General features: G+C 59.3%; 21 protein-coding genes. 8 read left to right on the top strand and 13 right to left on the bottom strand.

The features are described 5' to 3' along the window. Positions 1 to 108: 108 nt before the first annotated feature. From QS713_RS05350 to QS713_RS05330, 5 genes are all read left to right on the top strand, one after another. The gene (locus tag QS713_RS05350; protein ID WP_313273087.1) at positions 109 to 1,245 is read left to right on the top strand and encodes a metal ABC transporter substrate-binding protein; all 1,137 of its coding nucleotides are present in this window, start codon (positions 109 to 111) and stop codon (positions 1,243 to 1,245) included. Continuing rightward, on the top strand, positions 1,236 to 1,985 hold the full coding sequence (locus QS713_RS05345) for a metal ABC transporter ATP-binding protein (RefSeq protein WP_376779557.1): 750 nt from the start codon (positions 1,236 to 1,238) through the stop codon (positions 1,983 to 1,985). Before QS713_RS05350 ends, QS713_RS05345 begins: the two co-directional genes overlap by 10 nt. A gap of 51 nt (positions 1,986 to 2,036) precedes the next feature. After that, positions 2,037 to 2,876: a metal ABC transporter permease gene (locus tag QS713_RS05340; RefSeq protein WP_313273781.1), complete on the top strand. Its 840-nt coding sequence runs from the start codon at positions 2,037 to 2,039 to the stop codon at positions 2,874 to 2,876. A 68-nt stretch (positions 2,877 to 2,944) separates the two neighbouring features. Next, positions 2,945 to 3,358, top strand: a complete 414-nt coding sequence (locus QS713_RS05335) for a Fur family transcriptional regulator (protein ID WP_313273083.1) — start codon at positions 2,945 to 2,947, stop codon at positions 3,356 to 3,358. A gap of 11 nt (positions 3,359 to 3,369) precedes the next feature. Continuing rightward, positions 3,370 to 3,870: a hypothetical protein gene (locus QS713_RS05330; protein WP_313273081.1), complete on the top strand. Its 501-nt coding sequence runs from the start codon at positions 3,370 to 3,372 to the stop codon at positions 3,868 to 3,870. Between the two features lie 18 nt (positions 3,871 to 3,888). Here the strand turns inward: QS713_RS05330 and uppS are convergent, their stop codons facing one another. From uppS to hrcA, 9 genes are all read right to left on the bottom strand, one after another. Continuing rightward, positions 3,889 to 4,641 (bottom strand): polyprenyl diphosphate synthase, encoded by a 753-nt coding sequence (gene uppS, locus QS713_RS05325; protein ID WP_313273778.1) that lies wholly within the window; start codon positions 4,639 to 4,641, stop codon positions 3,889 to 3,891. 56 nt (positions 4,642 to 4,697) lie between these two features. Continuing rightward, on the bottom strand, positions 4,698 to 5,432 hold the full coding sequence (gene recO / locus QS713_RS05320; protein ID WP_313273079.1) for a DNA repair protein RecO: 735 nt from the start codon (positions 5,430 to 5,432) through the stop codon (positions 4,698 to 4,700). Positions 5,433 to 5,435: 3 nt separating this feature from the next. Next, entirely contained in the window at positions 5,436 to 6,386 is a 951-nt protein-coding gene (gene era / locus QS713_RS05315) for a GTPase Era (RefSeq protein WP_313273775.1), read from the bottom strand. Between the two features lie 10 nt (positions 6,387 to 6,396). Further along, positions 6,397 to 7,686, bottom strand: a complete 1,290-nt coding sequence (locus tag QS713_RS05310; RefSeq protein WP_313273078.1) for a hemolysin family protein — start codon at positions 7,684 to 7,686, stop codon at positions 6,397 to 6,399. Positions 7,687 to 7,689: 3 nt separating this feature from the next. Further along, positions 7,690 to 8,142 carry an rRNA maturation RNase YbeY gene (ybeY, locus tag QS713_RS05305; protein ID WP_313273076.1) on the bottom strand — a complete coding sequence of 151 codons (453 nt, stop codon included), beginning with the start codon at positions 8,140 to 8,142 and terminating at the stop codon, positions 7,690 to 7,692. Further along, the gene (locus QS713_RS05300) at positions 8,139 to 9,149 is read right to left on the bottom strand and encodes a PhoH family protein (protein WP_313273075.1); all 1,011 of its coding nucleotides are present in this window, start codon (positions 9,147 to 9,149) and stop codon (positions 8,139 to 8,141) included. Before QS713_RS05300 ends, ybeY begins: the two co-directional genes overlap by 4 nt. Positions 9,150 to 9,230: 81 nt before the next feature. After that, complete coding sequence (locus QS713_RS05295; protein WP_313273073.1) at positions 9,231 to 9,968, bottom strand: 16S rRNA (uracil(1498)-N(3))-methyltransferase; 738 nt, start codon at positions 9,966 to 9,968, stop codon at positions 9,231 to 9,233. Between the two features lie 2 nt (positions 9,969 to 9,970). Then, positions 9,971 to 11,089 (bottom strand): molecular chaperone DnaJ, encoded by a 1,119-nt coding sequence (dnaJ, locus tag QS713_RS05290; protein ID WP_313273071.1) that lies wholly within the window; start codon positions 11,087 to 11,089, stop codon positions 9,971 to 9,973. A 15-nt stretch (positions 11,090 to 11,104) separates the two neighbouring features. Further along, the gene (hrcA, locus tag QS713_RS05285; protein WP_313273069.1) at positions 11,105 to 12,118 is read right to left on the bottom strand and encodes a heat-inducible transcriptional repressor HrcA; all 1,014 of its coding nucleotides are present in this window, start codon (positions 12,116 to 12,118) and stop codon (positions 11,105 to 11,107) included. 130 nt (positions 12,119 to 12,248) lie between these two features. Between hrcA and QS713_RS05280 the strand changes: the two genes are divergently transcribed. Beyond that, positions 12,249 to 13,121, top strand: coding sequence for a DUF3097 family protein (locus tag QS713_RS05280; RefSeq protein ID WP_313273068.1), 873 nt, complete (start codon positions 12,249 to 12,251; stop codon positions 13,119 to 13,121). A 158-nt stretch (positions 13,122 to 13,279) separates the two neighbouring features. On the opposite strand, the gene hemW is transcribed toward QS713_RS05280, so the two are convergent. From hemW to QS713_RS05260, 4 genes are read right to left on the bottom strand one after another with little or no spacing between them, the layout of a single operon-like run. Next, positions 13,280 to 14,482: a radical SAM family heme chaperone HemW gene (hemW, locus tag QS713_RS05275; RefSeq protein ID WP_313273066.1), complete on the bottom strand. Its 1,203-nt coding sequence runs from the start codon at positions 14,480 to 14,482 to the stop codon at positions 13,280 to 13,282. Then, positions 14,479 to 15,276: a tRNA (guanosine(46)-N7)-methyltransferase TrmB gene (gene trmB, locus QS713_RS05270; RefSeq protein ID WP_313273065.1), complete on the bottom strand. Its 798-nt coding sequence runs from the start codon at positions 15,274 to 15,276 to the stop codon at positions 14,479 to 14,481. Before trmB ends, hemW begins: the two co-directional genes overlap by 4 nt. Continuing rightward, a complete protein-coding gene (lepA, locus tag QS713_RS05265; RefSeq protein ID WP_376779556.1) occupies positions 15,236 to 17,107 on the bottom strand; it encodes a translation elongation factor 4 in 1,872 nt (623 codons plus the stop codon). Before lepA ends, trmB begins: the two co-directional genes overlap by 41 nt. Before the next feature lie 53 nt (positions 17,108 to 17,160). Beyond that, positions 17,161 to 18,009, bottom strand: coding sequence for a hypothetical protein (locus QS713_RS05260; RefSeq protein WP_313273063.1), 849 nt, complete (start codon positions 18,007 to 18,009; stop codon positions 17,161 to 17,163). A 520-nt stretch (positions 18,010 to 18,529) separates the two neighbouring features. On the opposite strand from QS713_RS05260, the gene QS713_RS05255 reads away from it, so the two are divergent. Together QS713_RS05255 and rpsT are read left to right on the top strand one after the other, a co-directional pair. Continuing rightward, positions 18,530 to 18,997 carry a hypothetical protein gene (locus tag QS713_RS05255; RefSeq protein WP_313273061.1) on the top strand — a complete coding sequence of 156 codons (468 nt, stop codon included), beginning with the start codon at positions 18,530 to 18,532 and terminating at the stop codon, positions 18,995 to 18,997. 393 nt (positions 18,998 to 19,390) lie between these two features. Further along, a complete protein-coding gene (gene rpsT, locus QS713_RS05250; RefSeq protein ID WP_102215949.1) occupies positions 19,391 to 19,651 on the top strand; it encodes a 30S ribosomal protein S20 in 261 nt (86 codons plus the stop codon). Positions 19,652 to 19,702 lie beyond the last annotated feature (51 nt).

The following is a 19,702-nucleotide window of genomic DNA, read 5'->3' as shown; positions in this document are numbered from 1 at the left end:
GGCCACCGTCCATTCTAAAGGCACGCCACCCATAACTGAAACGCGAAAAGAGTTGCGGTAGGTCACCTTTAGTTGCATTCCCCCACCACCTGTTCGAGAATGATTATCATGAGGTTTAAGACGCGTATTTTTTCAGGTTTAGCTGTAGCCGCACTTGCGCTCGCAGGATGTTCCGCTGGATCGGACTCTTCGAAAGCACAGACGCTAGATATCCGCACTGCGATTTATCCGCTCGAATATATCGCTAAAAGTGTGGGTGGTGATCACGTTAAAGTCACTTCACTAACCCCACCGAATGTGGAGGCGCACGACCTGGAGCTATCTCCCAAGACCGTTGCTGGCTTGTCGAACGCAGACTCGGTGATCTACCTGCGCAAATTCCAACCCGCAGTGGATGCGGCGGTAGACCAGACGTCTTCCACCAAATCACTCGACATCACGTCTGCCGCACACCTGCTGCCCGCTAATGAAGACGAGCACGCGCACGACCATGCCGAGGGTGAGCATGACCATGGCCACGGTGACGATGCCGAGCACGACGAGCATTCAGACGAAGCACACGAGCACGGTGAAGAAGCCGATCACGCAGAGGCTGGCCACGACGAACACGAGCACGGCCACGATGACGATGCCGACCACGCAGAGGCTGGCCACGACGAGCACGGCCACGGTGACGATGCCGACCACGAGGAACACGACCACGAGCACCATCACCACCACGATGTCGGCGGGATGGATCCGCACTTTTGGCTCGATCCAGACCGCATGGTTTCCGTGGCACAGCAGGTGAGCGACCACCTCAGCGAGATAGATAAGGCCCATGCCGCGGACTACCAGAAGAACCTCGAATCCCTCAAGAAACAACTTAAAGACTTGAGCGGGACCATGACGAGTTCATTCAAATCCTGCAAGCGCGAAAACTTTATTGTCTCGCATGAGGCGTTCGGTTACCTCGCGCAAAAAACCGGGTTAAAGCAGATTGGGGTGTCTGGGATTGAACCGGAGGTAGCGCCCTCGCCTGCACGGCTAAATGAAATCGCAAAGATCGTGAAAGAGACGGGTACCACCACGCTCTACACGGAAATCGCGATATCACCTAAAGTAATTAAAGTGCTAGCTAACGATTTGGGTGTAAAAACAACTACGCTTGACCCGTTAGAGAACCAGCCTAAAGACGGTGAGGATTACTTGAGCGTGATGAAGAAAAATATTGAGGTACTGCAGGCCGGCTTAGAATGCCAGTGAACGCACTGGAAGCGCATGCCCTCGACGTTGGGTACGATGCGGGAGTGATTTTGCACGGAATCGACCTCACTGTGCCCCTCGGGCAGTGCGTGGCGATCACCGGCGCAAATGGTTCCGGCAAATCCACGCTGATCCGCGCCCTGTTCAAAAGCGCTCAAATCCGTGCTGGATCCCTGAAGCTTCTCGGCCACGAGGTCACCGACAGCCACGTTCCCTGGGCACAAGTTGGGTACGTCCCGCAAATCAGTAGCCTCTCGGGCGGAGTTATCTCTTCGGCCCTCGAGGTAGTGCGCACCGGCACGCTCGGTAAACACCAGTTGTGGTGGCCTCGCGGGTCAAAAACTCGGGCGCTAACTGCGCTGGATACCGTGGGGCTGCGCTCCCACCAGGGCGTGCCCGTATCCCAGCTGTCCGGCGGGCAACGCCGCCGCGTGCTCATCGCCCGCGCGATCGTGCGTGACCCTCAAGTGTTGATTATGGACGAGCCTCTCGCGGGCATCGATGCGCACAGTCAGCAAACCCTCGCGGACCTCGTGGGGGACCTCAAAGCACGCGGCTGCACTATCGTGACTGTCCTGCACGAACTCGGGCCCCTAGCGCCGCACCTCGACCGGTGTGTAAACATCGCTTCTGGACACATCGACTACGACGGCCAGCCCCGCCCCAGCACGCCCGTGCATCACCACGATTCTCCCCACGTGCCCCACACCGTCATGTCTAACTACCAGGAGGGCCGCTGAGTGCTCCCCACAGTTTTGGGTTTCGCAACCGGTTTCGAAGACCTCAGCGTCATGCTGACCTCTCCCCTGATGCTGCGTTCACTGATTGCCGCAGTACTCGTTGGGATCAGCGCCCCCATTGTGGGAACGTTCCTGGTGCATAAGCGTCTCGCTATGCTCGGGGACGGCATCGGACATGTCGCCCTCACCGGGGTGGCGCTGGGCTGGCTGGTGGGTTCGTGGCTGAACCTTACCTCCCCCGAATCACTCGCCGTCCCTGGGGCGCTCGCAGTGTCCGTGGTGGGCGCGGTTTTACTGGAAGTCATCCGCCTGACCGGGCGCACCTCCTCAGACGTCGCTCTCGCGATGCTGTTCTACGGTGGGATCGCCGGTGGGGTGCTGCTAATTGGACTCGCCGGCGGCACGTCCGCGCAACTGAACGCGTACCTCTTTGGCTCTATCGCCACGGTTACGAACACGGACATTTGGACTATCGGCGTGCTTGCACTCGTGATTTTCCTTGTTGCAATCACCCTCACGCCCGCGCTGTACGCGGTGTGTTCCGACGAAGAGTTCGCGCGGTCAACCGGCCTGCCCACCGCCGCATTATCTATCGCAATAGCACTTTTAGCTGCGTTCACGGTCGCGATTTCGATGCGCGTCGTGGGGTCGCTACTGGTTTCCGCCATAATGATCGTCCCGGTAGCGATCGCGCAGCTGTTCGCCCGCTCGTTTAAAGCCACGCTCGTGGGCGGCATCCTCGTCGGAGTCGCCACTTGCGTGTGCGGCCTGTTCATTACGTACGTGCTAGACATTTCCCCGGGCGCTACCATCGTGGTTTTAGCGATCGGGATTTACGCCCTCGGCCTCATCGCCCGGTCGACCGCGAGCCGTTTGCGGCAAAATCGGTAGACTGGTCTGACGGCACTTCGCGTGCCCACCGCGTTAGCCGCCCCTTGGATCAGTTAGGAAGAGGTCTTATGAGTACTACCCCCGTTCGCCGGCACACGCGTCAACGGCAAGCCGTGATGGATGAGTTACGTTCTTCCAGCGAGTTCCGTTCTGCCCAGCAGATTCATGAGGACCTGGCGCAGTCTGGTTCCCGAATCGGTTTAGCTACGGTTTACCGAAACTTGAGGGCGCTAGCGGATGAAGACGACGTGGACGTGCTCATGACGCCCGACGGGGAGGCACTGTACCGGCAGTGCGACACGAAAGGACACCACCACCACCTGATCTGCAGGCGGTGCCACCGCAGTGTGGAGATTGAGGTGGATCCGCTGGAGTCTTGGTTCCAAGAACTGGGGCAAAAAGAGGGGTTCACGGATCTGCAGCACTCGTTGGAACTTTTTGGTCTATGCTCTAGTTGTCAGAAAGAAATAGCGGATAAATAGAAAGCTCTCCCATGCCCGGTGTTCCCTCGTTCATCAGTCAATCTGGTTTCTGGGCGCTAACAGCGTTCCTGGTGATCGTGGTGTTTTTGCGTTCCCAATCCACGTATTGGCTGGCACGCCTGGTGACCAGCGGGTTCCTGTCTACCGCTAAGTACTCCCAGCGCCCCTGGGTGCGGCGCCTGCAGGGGAAACTACAATCCGCTTCTACCCGGCGGGGGATCGACGCGGTAGACCGCTGGGGCCTGGTGATTATTCCCCTGTCGTTCTTAACGATCGGATTGCAAACCGTCATCCACTTGGGCGCTGGAGTGCTGCGGATGCGGTGGTTTTCGTACACGCTGTGCGCAATCCCGGGGTACATCGCGTGGGGCCTACTGTACGCCGCGGTTTTCACCGGCCTGTTCACCGCCGGTCAGGCGGCAGCCAGCGGCAAGTACTGGGTGCTGATCCCATTCACGTTCCTCGTCGCAGCCCTGAGCATCTACTGGATGGCGAAACGCCGCCGCGCATAAGCCGCGCACGACGGTCGTTCAGTTCACTTTGTCCACAGCGCCACCGAAGCGCCGGTCGCGTCCCTCAAACGCTAATAAATCATCCCACAACTCACGGCGTCCATACGCGGGCCAGGGAGTGGGATTAAAAATGAATTCCGCATACGCGCACTGCCACAAAAGGAAGTTCGAAAGCCGCTGCTCACCACTGGTTCTGATCAGCAAATCCACATCCGGTGAATGGGGGGCGTACAAGCGGGAGGCGAACACGTCCTCCGTTATCCCCCGCGGTTTCAACGTTCCCCGCTGAACCTCCCGGGCGATTCTCTGGGCCGCATCCGCAATCTCCGCGCGCCCACCATAATTAATGGCCATGTTGAAATCCAACCGGTCATTGTGTTGCGTTAACGCGTGTGCCGCCTCCAGTTCACGAATCACCGACCGCCACAACCGAGGTCGGCGCCCCCACCAGTTAATCCGCACGCCCCACTCGTGCAACTGTGCGGCGCGGCGGCGAATAACGTTGCGTGAATACCCCATTAGGAACCGCACTTCACTTGGGGAGCGGTTCCAGTTTTCCGTAGAAAACGCGTACACCGTCAAATGTTTAACCCCCGCTTCAACCGCCCCCGCGATCGTGTTCATGAGGGCAATCTCCCCGCGTTTGTGCCCCTCCGTGCGCGGCAGGCCACGCGCGTTTGCCCACCGGCCATTGCCATCCATGATGATCGCCACGTGCCGGGCGGGCGCATCCAAATGCGGGGGCTGCAAACCGCCCTCAAACGGGGCAATTACCCGATTCTCTTCCGCTGCTGGCTCATTAGTTTTCCCGCTGTCTGACACGTGAATCAAACCTCCCGTAACCGGCGGAGCACATCCATAGATTTCAGCCGCCTTTCCAAATGGTACTGCACCCACGCGTTAACCAACCCAGCGGACTCCCGCCGCGGCCCTCGCGGAGCCTCATCCGCCCGCGCCCAATCACCAGAAATCAAATCCCCAAGCAGGGCCAGCGCCTCAAGCGACGGGGCTAAAGAACCCGGGGGACGGCAGTTTTCACACACCGCACCCCCCGCTTCCACACTGAACCCGCTTGCCGGGCCTGGCCGGCCGCACACCGCGCAATCGTAGAACGAAGGCGCCCAACCAGACAGGGCGAACGCCCGCAGCAAAAATGAGTTCATCACCAAGTCCGCGTCGTGCCGGCGAAACGCTAACGCATGCAACGCCCCCAGCAAAAGCAGGTACATCTGCGGGCTCTGATCGTCCTCACTGAGCTTCTCCGCGGCCTCCACCATCACGTTTGCGCACGCGTACAAATAATGGTCCCGCGCAATCCGCATCCCGTACGGACGCAGCGTCTGCACCTGCGTGAGCGTGTCCAAACTCCGCCCCGCGTAAAACTGCGCATCCACCACCGTGAACGGCTCCAACCGCGCCCCAAACTTAGACTTCGTGCGCCGCACACCCTTCGCAACTACGCGTTTAAGCCCCGAATACCGCGTGAGCACAGTAATAATGCGATCCGCTTCCCCAAGCTTGTGGGTGCGCAGCACTATCCCCTCATCGCGATACGTCCGCACCTGTCAGAAACCGAACCGATCTAGCATCTTCGGATCCGACTGCCAATCCTTAGCGGTACGCACATGCAGGTCCAGATAAATCCGCCGGCCCAGCAGTTTCTCAACTTCTCGCCGCGCTTTCATGCCAATCCGCTTTATCCGGGTGCCACCGGTACCAATGATGATCGCCTTTTGTGAATCCCGCTCCACGTACACGTTCACGTGCACGTCCAACATCGGCGGGTAGTTCTGCCCCGGTTTTTTCTTCCGCTCAATAATTTCTTCCACCGAAACGGCCAGTGAGTGCGGCAGTTCCTCACGAATTTCTTCTAACGCCGCTTCCCGCACGTACTCGGCGATAAGTGCCTCATCGGACTCGTCCGACTCCGCATCAAGCGGGTACAGGGGCGGGGACGGCGGTAAATAAGACGCAACCACGTCTTTCAAATGGTCCACCTGCTCACCGGTAGCGGCCGAGACGGGCACGATCTGCTCCCAGTCCCCCAACTTGTCGATCGCTACCAGGTGTTTCATCACCCGCTCTTGCGCCACCGCATCCATCTTGGTTGCCACGGCGATTACCGGCACTTTTAGACCGCGCAGTTGGCGGGCAATAAAATCATCGCCCGGCCCCACCCGCTGGTCACACGGCAGGCAAAACAGTACTGCATCAACTTGCCCCACTGAATCGCGCACCATCGAGTTCAACCGCTGCCCCAGCAGGGTTCTGGGCCGGTGGTAGCCGGGAGTGTCCACCAGCACCACCTGGTAGTTATCGCCCTGCACCACTCCGCGGATTGACCGGCGCGTCGTTTCGGGCCGCCGCGACGTGATCGCCACCTTGCTGCCCACCAGCGCGTTCGTGAGCGTAGATTTCCCCACATTCGGCCGGCCCACGATCGCAACGAAACCAGCCCGGAACCCTTCGGGATAGTTCGCGATTAGTGGTTCCACGTCGGCCTGTGGCCCGTCCATTAACTCGTCATCACTGGGAAAGTTCACTGGTCTCGTCCTCCATTTTTCTAGCCACCACAGTCCGAACTTGGCGTCTGCGCCCCACTGCTTCATCCGCGACCATCTCCACCCCCAGGGCAGTCGCATGCGCCCCCGGCAATGGTACCTTACCCAAGGTTTTCGCTAGTAGTCCACCGACGGAATCCACGTCCTCATCCTCTAGTTCCATCCCGAGCAGCTCCCCCAACTCGTCTAACCCAAGTCGGGTCGAAATCCGCCACACGCCCGGTTCCAGCTGCTGCGGTTCCACCTCGAACCGGTCGTGTTCGTCACGCACTTCCCCCACGATTTCCTCAATCAAATCCTCAATCGTGAGCAGGCCCGCGATTCCACCGTATTCGTCGACCACCAGGACCATGTGGACGCGTTCTTTTTGCATGAGGCGCAGTTCGTCGTCCGCGCGTTTCATTTCCACTACGAAGTGGGGTGGGCGGCACAGGTCCCGCACGGGCCGGGTGGCGTCTACGCGACGCGAACGCATTTTAGACACCACGTCTTTGAAGTACAGGATTCCCACGACGTCATCAATGTCGTCCCCGATAACGGGAATACGTGAGAATCCGGAGCGCACAAATAGTCCGAGGGCCTTATCTACACTTGTGTCTGCGTTAATGGTGATCATGTCCGTGCGGGGCACCATCACTTCCCGCACGTACGTGTGGCCAAGTTGGAACACGTTGCGCATCATTTGCCGGTCTTCGGCTTCGAACCCGTCCGTGTCCCCAACTTCGTCAACCACTTCCCGCATCTGCTCCGTCATCGCCGCCCGCACTTGCGCATCGGTCTGCGCGGCGGGTGGGATCCGGTTCTTAACGAGTGTAAACACGGGGTCGAGCAGGTGGGAGGCGCGCAGCAGCAGTTCGAGCAAGCCGGTGGCAGAAAGCGCCACTGACGCCGGTCGGCGGTATCCAATCGCCTGTGGAAGCAACGACACCAGCAAGTAGGTGAGGATCCAGTTTAAGAAAATCGACCCGAGCAGAACCACCCACCAGTACCAACCGGTTGCCGCAATCACTAGAGTGACCGCAGCTGCAACCACCATTTGCACTCCGATACGCACCGCCCGGGCGGCGAGCATGGCGCGGCGGCGGTGTTCAAAAACCTGGTCGAGGCGGCGCGCTTTCTTTCGGCCTTCTTCGATTAGGTCTTCGATCGCGGCGCGGGTGAGGCTACCGAGTGCGGTTTCGACTGCGACGAGCACTCCGGCCAGCCACAGCATCACCACGCTTCCAGCTAGAAGGAAGCCCACTGGGAGTGTCACGCGTTACCTCTGGGCTAAGAACGTGAGCAGCAGGTGGCGTTGCAGACCAAACATTTCGGCTTCTTCCGCTTTGGTTGCGTGGTCGTATCCAAGAAGATGTAAAATCCCGTGAACAGTCAGCAGCAGCATTTCTTCCATCGACGAATGGCCCGCGCTCAACGCTTGCTGCGCTGCAACCTGTGGGCACACCACGATGTCCCCGAGCGTGCCCGGTGGGGTAGGTTTTTGCGCTGTGCCGGGACGTAACTCGTCCATGGGGAAACTCATCACGTCTGTGGGTCCCTCCAGGTCCAACCAGCGTTCATGCAGGTCCGCCATCGGATCGGGGTCGATGAACAGGATCGACAGTTCCGCCTCGGTAGAAACGTGCATTTGCGTCAGCACGTATTCCGCAACGCGCGTGAAGTCTTCCAGGTCGATGGGAACTTCAGTTTCGTTAGCAACGTCAATGCTCATCGGTGGCGGCTCCTGTTGTGGTTAACTGGCTGCGGGTTTTCTTCACTCCACCTATCGTACGCGTCGATAATCTGTGACACGAGCCGGTGGCGCACCACGTCCGCGGACGTCAACTGGCAAAACTCGATTCCCTCGATGCCATCCAAAATATCCCTCGCAGTCGCTAATCCAGAGCGCACAGAGCCCGGTAGATCCACTTGGGTCGCATCCCCAGTCACCACCACTTTCGACCCGAACCCAAGTCGCGTGAGGAACATTTTCATTTGCGACGCCGTCGTGTTTTGTGCCTCATCTAAAATAATGAACGCATCATTTAAGGTGCGGCCACGCATGTACGCGAGCGGCGCGACTTCAATGGTGCCGGAGGCAATCAAGCGGGGCAGAGCCTCAGAATCCACCATGTCCCCCAATGCGTCGTAAAGGGGACGTAAATACGGGTCTATTTTTTCGGTGAGAGTGCCTGGAAGGAACCCGAGGGACTCCCCGGCTTCAACCGCTGGACGCGTCAAAATGATGCGACGCACCTGCCCGGTTAGCAACGCGTTCACCGCCATCGCCATCGCCAAATACGTCTTCCCAGTGCCAGCAGGGCCAATGCCAAACACGACTGTGGACCGCTCAATCATGTTCACATACCGCTGCTGTCCATCGGTTTTCGCGCGGATCTGATGGTCCTTAACCGTCAAAATCGCTTCAGTATTCGCCACCGTGCCACTGCCTTGCAGTAAATCGATCGCGGTCTGCACTGTCGCCGCATCCAAATGCTGCCCGGTTTGCGCTACGGAAATTAGTTCGCGCACGAGGTCTGCCACAGTCGACACGTCAGCTGCGGGCCCGCGCACAGTAATATCGTGGCCAAGGGAAGAGATAGACACTTGCGGAAACCCGGTCTGAAGGGTACGTAACACTTGATCGGCCGTCCCGAGGACGCGCACGGGCTCCACTTGCTCCGGAATGGTAACTACGTCACTGACGTTCAGATCTTCTTCTGTGCTGTTCGCGGTCATTCGGCGCTAAACTACCCTTTCGTTGACTCACTCGTATTCTACCGCGCCGCCTCGGTTAACGCGCCGGTTGAGCCAACTGTCTCACGCTCGCGCTAGGTGGCGTACCAGAGTGATCCCAACGGTACCGGCGGTAGAAGAGCGCATCACCGTGTCCCCAACCACGCACGCGCGCCCACCCGCCGCTGTTAAACCGTCCAGTTCCGTGTCCGTGATACCTCCTTCTGGGCCCACCACGATCGCGACCGGGTCGCGCAGCAACGCGGGGTCGAGCTGTTCAATAGGCAGCTCAGCTGCCTCGTGCAGCACCACTATCCGGTGGTCTTTCAGTACTGCTAGCAACTCGTTCAGATCGGCCGCGTAGTCCAAATCTGGGATGCGTGAACGCCGCGACTGCTTCGTAGCTGCCTCCAGGGTGCGCCGCCACTTCGCAAGCCCTCGGCCGACTTTTGAGGAAGCCGTTTCTTTCGAGGCCGACTTCCCCCACCGGACGATGGCGCGTTCGGACTGCCACGCAACTACCCGGTGCACGCCCACTTCTGTGGCCATTTCGATTGCCTTCTCATCCCGCCCGCCTTTGGCGAGCGCTTGCACCAGGGTAATGCGCGGCAATACCACCGGATCTTCAACGCGGGTTTGCACGCGCACTTGATCTTGCCCCAGGTAGGTGCCGCTCATCCGGGTACCGCGCCCGTCGACTAGGTCAACCGCTTCCCCCACCTCAATGCGCATGACGCGCACGTGCTTGGCCTCTGGCGCGTCCAGGTGGACCACTTCCCCCGGGTCCGCGAGTACGGACGAGAAAAACACGGGCGCAGTCACGTCTAGTTACCCGCGAACTTCTCGCGCAAGAACTGGAAGAACCCACCCGGTTTGCCGTGTTCTTGGGCTTTTGCACTCGCCTCCGGGCGCAAGGCTGCGAATGCGTCGAAAGCTTCCCGCTCTTGCGCACTGAGCTTCTTGGGGATCTCCACTTTCAAACGGATCCGAATGTCACCTCTGGAGTTGCGGTGCAGGTGTCCCACGCCGTACCCCTTCAATACGATTTCTTCCCCCGGTTGAGACCCTGGTTTCACCTCGATTTCTTCCGTTCCATCCAGCGTTTCGAGCGGCACGGTTGTCCCCAGCACCGCGAGCGTCATGGGGATGGACAGGGTGACGAGCAGGTCGTCGCCTGACCGGGTGAAAATATCATGAGGTTCTTCGCGGATCTCTATGTACAGGTCACCGGCGGGTCCGCCAGCAGGGCCAACTTCACCTTCGCCAGACATGCGGATGCGGGTGCCGGCACTGACCCCAGCGGGAATGTCAACGGACACGGTGCGTTTAGCATGGACGCGGCCTTCACCGGAGCATTCGTCACAGGGCTCAGGGATGATGGTGCCGTGCCCACCACAGGCGGGGCAAGGTCCGGAGGTCATCATGGTGCCCAGCAACGTGTTTTGGGCGCGCCGCACGGTCCCGGAGCCGTGGCATTGCGAGCAGGTGCGGGGGGACGTGCCCGGTTTCGCGCACGACCCTTCGCACGTTGGGCACACGACAGCGGTGTTAATGGTGGTTTCTTCGGTGCCGCCAAACGCCGCGGTTTTCAGGTCGATTGTCATTACGCTCAGCAGGTCTTGCCCGCGGCGGCTGCGGCCCGTGGACGCGTTCGCCCCCATGCCTCCCATGAAGCTTTCGAAAATGTCACCGAACATGTCGCCCATGTCGAATCCACCGAAGCCACTTGCCCCAGACGCGCTTCCACCCATGTCGTAGCGCTGGCGTTTTTGCGGATTTGAGAGGGTTTCGTACGCCACGGAGACGCGTTTGAACTCCTCCTCCTTCTCGGGGCCCGCAATGTCAGGGTGGAGTTTGCGGGAGAGTTTACGATAGGCCTTCTTGATCTCCTCGGTGGATGCGGTCCGCGAGACACCTAATATTTCGTAATAGTCTTCGTTCATTAAGTTAATCCTTGCTTACCGTTTATTTTTGAGGAAGTGTGACAGGTATTGTCCGACACTGCGCACCACGTTCATGGCGCCGGGGTAGTCCATGCGCAGGGGGCCCACGACCGCCAGGTGCGCGGTGGTGGTTTCGTCTCCGTAAGATCCAGCCACAACCGCTGTTTCACTGAGCCCGGCGTGTTGGTTTTCACGGCCGAGGGAGACGGTGACGTTGTCGGCTGGGAGCGCGGAAAATAGGCGCAGGAGGGCAACTTGTTCTTCTAGTGCGTCTAATACTGGCACTATTGTGTGGCGAAAATCCACTCCGGATCGCGCTAGGTTAGCGGTTCCGGCCACTACTATGCGGTCATCTACTTTACGATCCGATGCTGCCGCGATGGCTTGGCTGATTGCGGTGGCAACGGGAAGCAGGGGCGCGTCTACGTCGTTTAGCACGTCAGTTTGCGCGACGACCTGCTCCAGTGGAGCGCCCACCAGCTGCTGGTTGAAGTGCTCCCGAAGTCTGTGGATCTGTTCGGTGTCGGTCGCGAAGTCGGGAACTACCTGTTGGGCCACTTCCCCATCGTCTGCAATTACGATAACGAGCAGTCTGCCCGCCCCAATTGGGACCAGTTCTATGCCCACGAGGTTCGCGCTCACGTGCTGGGGGTATTGGACGATCGCGACTTGTCGGGTGAGGTGCGAGAGGAGGCGCACGGTGCGGTCTACTACATCGTCTATATCTGCGGCGTCCGTTAGGAACACCTCTAGGGCACGCCGTTCGGGCGCGGACAGTGGTTTTAACTCCGCAAGTTGGTCTACGAACAACCGGTAGCCTTTGACCGTTGGGATCCGCCCGGCGGAAGTGTGCGGTTGGAAGATTAGGCCTTCTTCTTCCAAGATTGACATGTCGTTGCGGATGGTTGCGGGTGACACCCCGAGGTCGTATTTGCGCGCCAGCATCGCGGAGCCTACTGGTTCGCGGGTAGAGACGTAGTCGGACACAATTGCCCGCAGCACGTCTAACCGTCTTGCGTGCGTGCTCATGGTCAACCCCCTCCGAACGCGTAGCACTCTTACCTTCCGAGTGCTAACCTTACCGCGCTCAGTAGTAGATCGCGAACGCCGCCGCCAGTTTTGCGCTAACAGTGATCGCTCATGGATTAGTCTAGGGGCTATGTTTGACCGTTATGGATCCGATGTTCTGCGCTCTGACCCGCATCGCGCTCGGGTGATTGCGCCGCAGCCGCTCCCCGCGGACCGAGGCCTAGTGGTTGAGGTTCCAGCGGACGGTTTCGTGGGCGCGGTCGTGCGCGTAGAGAAATCCGGGGGCGTGCACCTAGTTGAGTTGGAGGACCGGCGCGGCAGGCTCCGCTCGTACCCGCTTGGGAAGGGTTTTTGGGTGGATGGGAAACCGGTTGAGCTCACCCCGCCTCAGGGGAAAAGGAATGGGCAGGGGAAAGAGCAGGCGCAGCCGGGTCGGACCGCGTCTGGTTCCCGCGCCGCGCACCTGGAACGGGCGCGCGTAGCCAGGGCCTCCCGCATCTACGTAGAAGGTAGCCACGATGCGGAATTGGTGGAAAAAATCTGGGGGGACGACCTGCGTTTCGAAGGGGTCGTAGTGGAGTTTTTGGAAGGCGTCGACCACCTGGAGGATCTTCTTGAGGTGTTTGGCCCCACGCGGTCCCAGCGGGTGGGCGTGATGGTGGATCACCTGGTTGCTGGCTCGAAGGAAACCCGGATTGCAAAGCGGGTTATGGAGCGGTGGCCCGATGCGGTCCTGGTGCTCGGGCACCCGTTTGTGGACGTGTGGCAGGCGGTGAAACCGCAACGGGTTGGGTTGCGGCAGTGGCCGGATGTACCGCGGGGCGTGGATATTAAAACTGCTTCGTTAAAAGCACTTGGGTTGGCGCACGAAACTCGCGAAGATGTGGGCAGGGGCTGGCAAGCTATTCTCGCTCAAGTGCGCGACTACCGGGACCTTGAGGCGCCACTGCTCGGATGCGTGGAAGCACTGATCGATTTCGTTACCGAACCGGGCACTAAGTAGCGCAACTGAGCATCGCGTAACACGCCTCTGGTGGCACCGGGCCGCGCAAGGCACGCGTGTAGCGCCACCTGGACCGCACCCAACGTTAATTTGTGCAACCCCGGCCCAATGGAAAGCCCGGATGCAGCGAAAACCTCGTACTTAGGGGGAAGCCCACGCTAGGGGGTGAGCACGCGCGTTACGTAATCCGCTAACAGCCTGCCCCGCAGGGTCAACATTGCGCGGCCGTTTTCCACTTGCGCCGGGTCGAGTAATCCATCGCCCACGAGCTCTTGTACGCGCCCGCGCAGTGGCGCGGGAATCTCAGTTAGGGCTAACCCGTCTGCGGTGCGAATATTGAGCATGACGCGCTCCAACAACTGGTCCTCAGCCGTTAGTTCTTCACTACCCGCAGCCGGCTCTCCGGCCGCTAGTGAATCCGCCCACGCCCGCGGGTGTTTGCGGTTCCACCATCGGGTCGTGCCCAAATGAGAGTGCGCGCCCGGGCCCACTCCCCACCAGTCCGCGTTTTTCCAATACGCGAGGTTGTGCACAGACGCGTGCACGAGGCTGGTTTGGCCACGAGTTTCACCGGGCTCAAGTTTCGCCCAGTTAGAAATCTCGTACCACGCATAACCGTCAGCGCTGAGCATCCGGTCTGCAATCTCGTATTTCGCAGCCTCATCATCAGGATCTGGCTGCGGCAAATCCCCCTTGCGCACTAGGCGCCCCATCTTAGTGCCGGGTTCAATCACCAGGGCGTAAGTGGAAATGTGATCCGGCTGCGCTGCCAGCGCCGTTTCTATACTGCACTGCCAATCCTCCAGGCTCTCCCCCGGGGTGCCGTAGATCAGATCTAAAGACACGTCCAAACCGGCCCGCTGCCCCGCTTGCACGAGGCTGGGAATACGCTCCGGATCATGCGTGCGATCCAACGTGTCCAACACGTGTTTGACCCCCGACTGCATCCCCATCGAAATCCGGTTCACCCCCGCGGCCGCAATCCTTTCAAACCGCTGCGCATCCACAGTATCCGGGTTGGCCTCAAGCGTAATTTCCGCATCCGCAGCCACCGGGATGCGCGTCGCCACATAGTCCAAAATAACCTGCAGATGGCTACTGTCCAGTAAAGACGGGGTGCCGCCTCCAAAAAAAATGGAACAAACCGGCCGGTGCTCAAAAGGGGCAAGGGTGCGGGCCGCCAGGTCAATTTCGGCCAAAACTGATTGGTGGTACGAATCCAAATCCGCGCCCGCGCCGAACCCGCGCGTGTACGTGTTGAAATCGCAATAACCACACCGCACCGTACAAAACGGAACGTGAATGTACAGTGCTAGATCGCGACCGGGTTCGATGCTGCGTGGGGATACGGAAAAAGTCACCGCTCTACGCGCACTCCCACAACGTCCCGGGCTACCCGGCCCGCTTCCACGCCCCGGGTCTCAAACCGCGTGCGAATCCGATCCGCGAACCGCGGTGCAAACCCACCGTGTGCACCCCGCGGATCTTCCTCTGCAACGCGCTCACCCGCATACGGGTTTTCAAACCACGCGCTGGCTTCTACCACATCCCGCATCTGCCATGCGTAATCCGGCCAGTCCGTAGCTAGCCGCCACACCCCACCATCTTGAAGCAAGCGCGCCACGGTACCAGCAAACGCCTCGTTCACCAACCGACGTTTGCGATGCCGGGCCTTGCGCCATGGGTCTGGGAAGAACGTCCACACCTCCCGCGCGCACGCTGCCGGCAGCAGGGTCGGAAGTGCCTGCGCGGCGTCGGCCTCCACCAGCCGGAGGTTATGCACGCCCTCCCGCACGGCCCGCGCCACTGTTTTCGCCAACCCCGGGCGCCACACCTCAACCCCAAGGCAATTAACATCCGGATGCGACTGCGCGTACGCAACCAGCTGCTCCCCGTTCCCGGTCCCCACCTCTACAACGAGCGGGGCAACGCGAACGAATAGTGCCTGTAGATCTAACTGGAACCGCGGATCCACCGTGGTCAATCCCCCATCGCGTGGCACCTGCGCAACGTACTCCTCTGCGTGCTCAGCCCACACGCGTTCCATTGCATCGTGCAGTGGCCGCCCGCGCCGGGCAAACGATTTGGTTCGAGCCGGGTACTTTATATCCACACTACTTCCCCGCAGATTTACCGGACTTACCGGTCGGAGCATCCGAAGTCAGGGCCGCGATGAACGCCTCTTGCGGCACGTCGACCCGCCCAATCGCCTTCATCCGCTTCTTCCCTTCCTTCTGCTTTTCCAACAGTTTCCGTTTGCGCGAAATATCGCCGCCATAACACTTCGCGAGCATGTCCTTACGCAACGCCCGAATCGTCTCGCGGGCAATCACCCTCGAACCAATCGCGGCCTGTACGGGCACTTCGAACTGCTGGCGGGGAATCAGTTCCTTCAGTTTCTTAGTCATCATCACGCCGTACTGGTAGGCACTGTCACGGTGGACGATCGCCGAGAACGCATCCACCTGCTCGCCGTTCAGCAAAATGTCCACCCGAACCAAGTCCGCTGCCTGCTCACCCGCGCTGTGATAATCCAAAGAAGCGTACCCGCGGGTGCGGGATTTCAGCTGGTCGAAGAAGTCGAACACGATTTCGGCAAGTGGCAGCGTGTAGTGGATCTCCACGCGATCTTGCGACAGGTACTCCATGTTTTTCATGTCCCCGCGCCGGTCTTGACACAGTTCCATTACCCGCCCCACGTAGTCCGAAGGCGTGAGGATCGTGGCATCCACAATCGGTTCGCGCACCTGCGCGATCTTCCCGTCTGGAAACTCCGACGGGTTCGTCACTTCAACCGTCGTCCCATCTTCGGCCACCACGTCATAAATCACGTTCGGCGCGGTGGCGATAAGCGCGAGGTCGAACTCGCGTTCAAGCCGCTCCCGGATGATCTCCAAGTGCAGCAACCCCAAGAAGCCGCAGCGGAATCCAAATCCAAGTGCCGCAGACGACTCGGGTTCAAAAGTGAGGGACGCGTCGTTCAACTGAAGTTTCTCAAGCGCCTCCCGCAGCACCGGGAAGTCTGATCCGTCAATCGGGTAGATGCCCGAGTACACCATTGGGAGAGGCTCTTCGTAGCCCGGCAGGGGGTCATCTGCGCCCCGCACCACGGTGGTGACCGTGTCCCCCACTTTCGACTGGCGCACGTCTTTCACCCCGGTAATTAGGTACCCTACTTCCCCTACGCCCAGACCTTTGGTGCCGGTTGGTTCCGGGGATATAACCCCCAGTTCCAACACCTCGTGGTGCGTGCCCGTGGCGAGCATCCGCACCCGCTCGCGGGGTTTCAGTTCCCCGTCGACCACCCGGATGTAGGTCACTACCCCGCGGTAGATGTCGTAAACACTGTCGAAAATCAGTGCGCGCGCCGGCCCATCGCCCCCCGTTGGCGCTGGGATGCGTTCAATGATCGCGTCCAGCAGCTCTTCTACCCCCGCCCCGGTTTTCCCAGACACCTGGAGGATGTCGCTCGGATCGCAGCCGATGAGTTGCGCGATCTCTTCCGCGTGTTTTTCTGGCATCGCGCCCGGCAGGTCGATTTTATTGAGCACCGGAATGATTTCGAGGTCGTGTTCCATCGCCAGATAGAGGTTCGCCAACGTTTGAGCTTCAATCCCCTGCGCTGCGTCGATGAGCAGCACCGCCCCCTCGCACGCGGCGAGTGAGCGCGATACCTCATACGTAAAATCGACGTGACCGGGCGTGTCAATCATGTTCAACGCGTACGCGTTCCCATCCACCGCCCACGGCATGCGTACCGCTTGGGATTTGATTGTGATGCCGCGTTCGCGTTCAATGTCCATGCGGTCTAGGTACTGGTCACGCATTAGGCGTTGCTCCACGATTCCGGTTAGCTGCAACATACGGTCCGCGAGCGTGGACTTCCCATGATCAATGTGCGCTATGATGCAGAAGTTTCGGATCCACTTCGGATCCGTTCGTCCCGGTTCAATAGACTTTAACTGCCCATCCGTAACTTGAGGCAACTGACCCCACCTTTCACTACTGCTGTGCGCAATTGTTGCATGCACTCACGGATTTACCGAATTCCCTCGCCCTTTTGATCATATTTCGTCTGCCACTCGCGGTACCACCGGTGCGCCAGGTCCAGTACCTGCGTGTGCCATTCGTCGAGTTTTTCTGCCTCCGGCCCTTCATATTCCTGAGGTACTGGGGGATCTAAAGGAATAAAACTACCTTTCGGCGGGGTCGACATGAGAGCCCAGTTAGCGAAGTTTAGAATGCGTTGATGCGACAGGCCCTCCCCCATCCAAAGCTGCGGTTTATTTACTTGCTGGTGGCGGATTTGTGCGAGGGTAACGCCCTGTTTTTGCGCCTTGCGGTCAAGGCGTCCCACGTACCAGCGGGCGAACCCGTAGCCCACCAGCAGCAGCCCAGCAGCGCCGTACAGCACGATCCGCATTCCCACTAACGCGGCACTGGTTGCGGGCCCCACAAAGAAGAAACCGCAGAATACGAGCAGGCAGGCGAATATCCACAGCCAGTGCTGGTTTGTTTGGATTCGCTGTGCCCGATCCGCCATGGCTTGCAGCTGCGCGCGGGCCCGGTCTTCTTCTTCCGTGAGCACTTCCCGTTCCCACGCGGATGCGATCACCTCGTATGCGCCCGCTAGCGCGAACGCGCGTTTACTCCATTCGGTGAACGCTACCCCGTCGGCGTCTTCAAGCCACTGTGCGTACTCACGCATTTCCGATGGGGTGCGTTGGTAGCGTGCTTCCCACAGTTCTTTTGACCATTCCCGGCCTCGCTGCAGGATTGTTGCGGTCAGTGGATCGTTGCGCAGCCCGATTGGAGAATCAATAGTGATTCCCGGTGTGTACACGACCTTTAGGGCGGAACGCACCGCGGGGATTGACACTGCTTCCATTCCGAGGCCTCCTTGTGTTTCGCTGACTCTTAGCTGTTTTCTAGCCGCTGGTTTCTAGTTGCCGATAGCGCGCTGCAAACCGTTTTGTCCTGCAAAGCAAGACGTTCCGTTTTGCAACGCAAACTTTTCTGCCTATCGGCGCGCGTTGTGTAGTTTCGCAAGACGGTTTTTGTTCTTGAGGTGCTGTCCGCTCCATTCGGTTTAGGGTAAACGCGTGGGTAGCACCCACTATAGGGGGTCAAGCTGTCGTTCAGGTGGTTGAGTTAGACTGCTATCCGTCATCAACCCCGGCTCGAGTCTAGGTTTCTAGGTTGTAGGTGGGGTCGGTGTGCGGCGAGATAGCTCAAATCTGATGAGTCTCGTTCTCTAAGTTATGGAAGGTGAGGTTGTGCACTCGTTTGACGATCGCAAGAATCCCCCAGTCCCCGTGGATGTGAGTGGTGCGCAGCAGCGGTTTACGCGCAACGCAGTTTAGGTACCGGGTCGGCTTCTGATTCGCCTGGCTTTACTTAGCGCCGGAGTGCTGGCGGTAGCGAACATGCTGGGCGCAGCGTTATACGGGGGTGCCGGCTGGTGGATTATGCTCGTCATCGCTGCCGCCGCTTTTGCATGCACCGGTTTCTTCGCTTACCGGCGGTACTCGCTGGCAAAAGCCATTGCTCGTTCGGGCCCGCGCGAAGTGGTTACCGTAGAAGACTCTTCGTCTGAGCCTGCGCAGCGACTGCAGGAGGCCGCGCGTAAAAGTGGGGAGCGGATCGGCAGTGCGCGTGCCGAATACTCTAGACGCACCGCCCGGTTTTTTCCTCGCGTCGAAGCGGCGCAGCGGAGCTTACGCCACTTATTGGCCCCCGATTACGATGCGCAGTGGCTGAACCAGGATTTCCGCTACACGCTGGCGTCTTTTGTGCTGACCGCCGTGTCTATTCCAATCACGGGCGCGCTAACACTTATAACTGCGGTGGGGTTGCTGATCGCCTCTATCAGTTAGCGGCACGGGTCCGGCTTAGTGAAGTAGCGGTAGTCAGCGCTACGGGCCTGTTAAGTAGAAGTAACGGTAGTTAGCGCTACGGGCCTGTTAAGTAGAAGTAACGGTAGTCAGCGCTACGGGCCTGTTAAGTAAAGGAGCGGAATTGTTATCTACTATTTTCTTGGGCAATTACGCTCCGGGGATACCGGTTAAGGTGAGCACCTTCACTTGTTTTGACGCGGATCCCACTATCAAGCAAGAGGCGTTTACTGGTAGAGTTAATGACTGAATTCTGGACCTGGTCGGGTTCCGGGATGAGGTTGGGTTTTTCGCGCTCGAGTGTCCCCCACTTTTGGTCCAAGACCCAACGCGCCCTCACCGACCCTGTAATCGACAAAAGAGAGTGTAAACACTGTGGCAAACATTAAGTCTCAGATTAAGCGCAACAAGACGAACGAGAAGCGTCGTCTACGCAACCAGTCTGTTAAGTCTGAGTTGAAGACCTACGTGCGTCGGACGCGCGAGGCGATCGCGGCTGGTGATCAGGAGGCCGCGCAGGAAGCTCTGCGTGCGGCAGGCCGGAAGCTCGACAAGGCAGCTTCCAAAGGCGTTATTCACAAGAACCAGGCTGCTACCCGCCAGTCAAAACTGGCCAAGCAAGTTAACGCTATGTAACGTCGGCGCTTATAGCGCCTAGTAAAAGTGTTCTAACACAGCTCGTGAGAT

Origin of the sequence: Gleimia hominis, assembly GCF_032085515.1 — a bacterium.
Taxonomy (GTDB): Bacteria; Actinomycetota; Actinomycetes; order Actinomycetales; family Actinomycetaceae; genus Gleimia; species Gleimia hominis.
This window is presented reverse-complemented; position numbering and strand designations above follow the sequence as displayed.

What these genes read in the sequence shown, in the direction of transcription:
- QS713_RS05350 (WP_313273087.1), top strand. Translation starts at nt 109, where the DNA reads ATGAGGTTTAAGACGCGTATTTTTTCAGGTTTAGCTGTAGCCGCACTT.
- QS713_RS05345 (WP_376779557.1), top strand. Translation starts at nt 1,236, where the DNA reads ATGCCAGTGAACGCACTGGAAGCGCATGCCCTCGACGTTGGGTACGAT.
- QS713_RS05340 (WP_313273781.1), top strand. Translation starts at nt 2,037, where the DNA reads ATGCTGACCTCTCCCCTGATGCTGCGTTCACTGATTGCCGCAGTACTC.
- QS713_RS05335 (WP_313273083.1), top strand. Translation starts at nt 2,945, where the DNA reads ATGAGTACTACCCCCGTTCGCCGGCACACGCGTCAACGGCAAGCCGTG.
- QS713_RS05330 (WP_313273081.1), top strand. Translation starts at nt 3,370, where the DNA reads ATGCCCGGTGTTCCCTCGTTCATCAGTCAATCTGGTTTCTGGGCGCTA.
- era (WP_313273775.1), bottom strand. Translation starts at nt 6,386, where the DNA reads ATGGACGGGCCACAGGCCGACGTGGAACCACTAATCGCGAACTATCCC.
- ybeY (WP_313273076.1), bottom strand. Translation starts at nt 8,142, where the DNA reads ATGAGCATTGACGTTGCTAACGAAACTGAAGTTCCCATCGACCTGGAA.
- QS713_RS05300 (WP_313273075.1), bottom strand. Translation starts at nt 9,149, where the DNA reads ATGACCGCGAACAGCACAGAAGAAGATCTGAACGTCAGTGACGTAGTT.
- dnaJ (WP_313273071.1), bottom strand. Translation starts at nt 11,089, where the DNA reads ATGAACGAAGACTATTACGAAATATTAGGTGTCTCGCGGACCGCATCC.
- hrcA (WP_313273069.1), bottom strand. Translation starts at nt 12,118, where the DNA reads ATGAGCACGCACGCAAGACGGTTAGACGTGCTGCGGGCAATTGTGTCC.
- QS713_RS05280 (WP_313273068.1), top strand. Translation starts at nt 12,249, where the DNA reads ATGTTTGACCGTTATGGATCCGATGTTCTGCGCTCTGACCCGCATCGC.
- trmB (WP_313273065.1), bottom strand. Translation starts at nt 15,276, where the DNA reads ATGCTCCGACCGGTAAGTCCGGTAAATCTGCGGGGAAGTAGTGTGGAT.
- QS713_RS05260 (WP_313273063.1), bottom strand. Translation starts at nt 18,009, where the DNA reads ATGGAAGCAGTGTCAATCCCCGCGGTGCGTTCCGCCCTAAAGGTCGTG.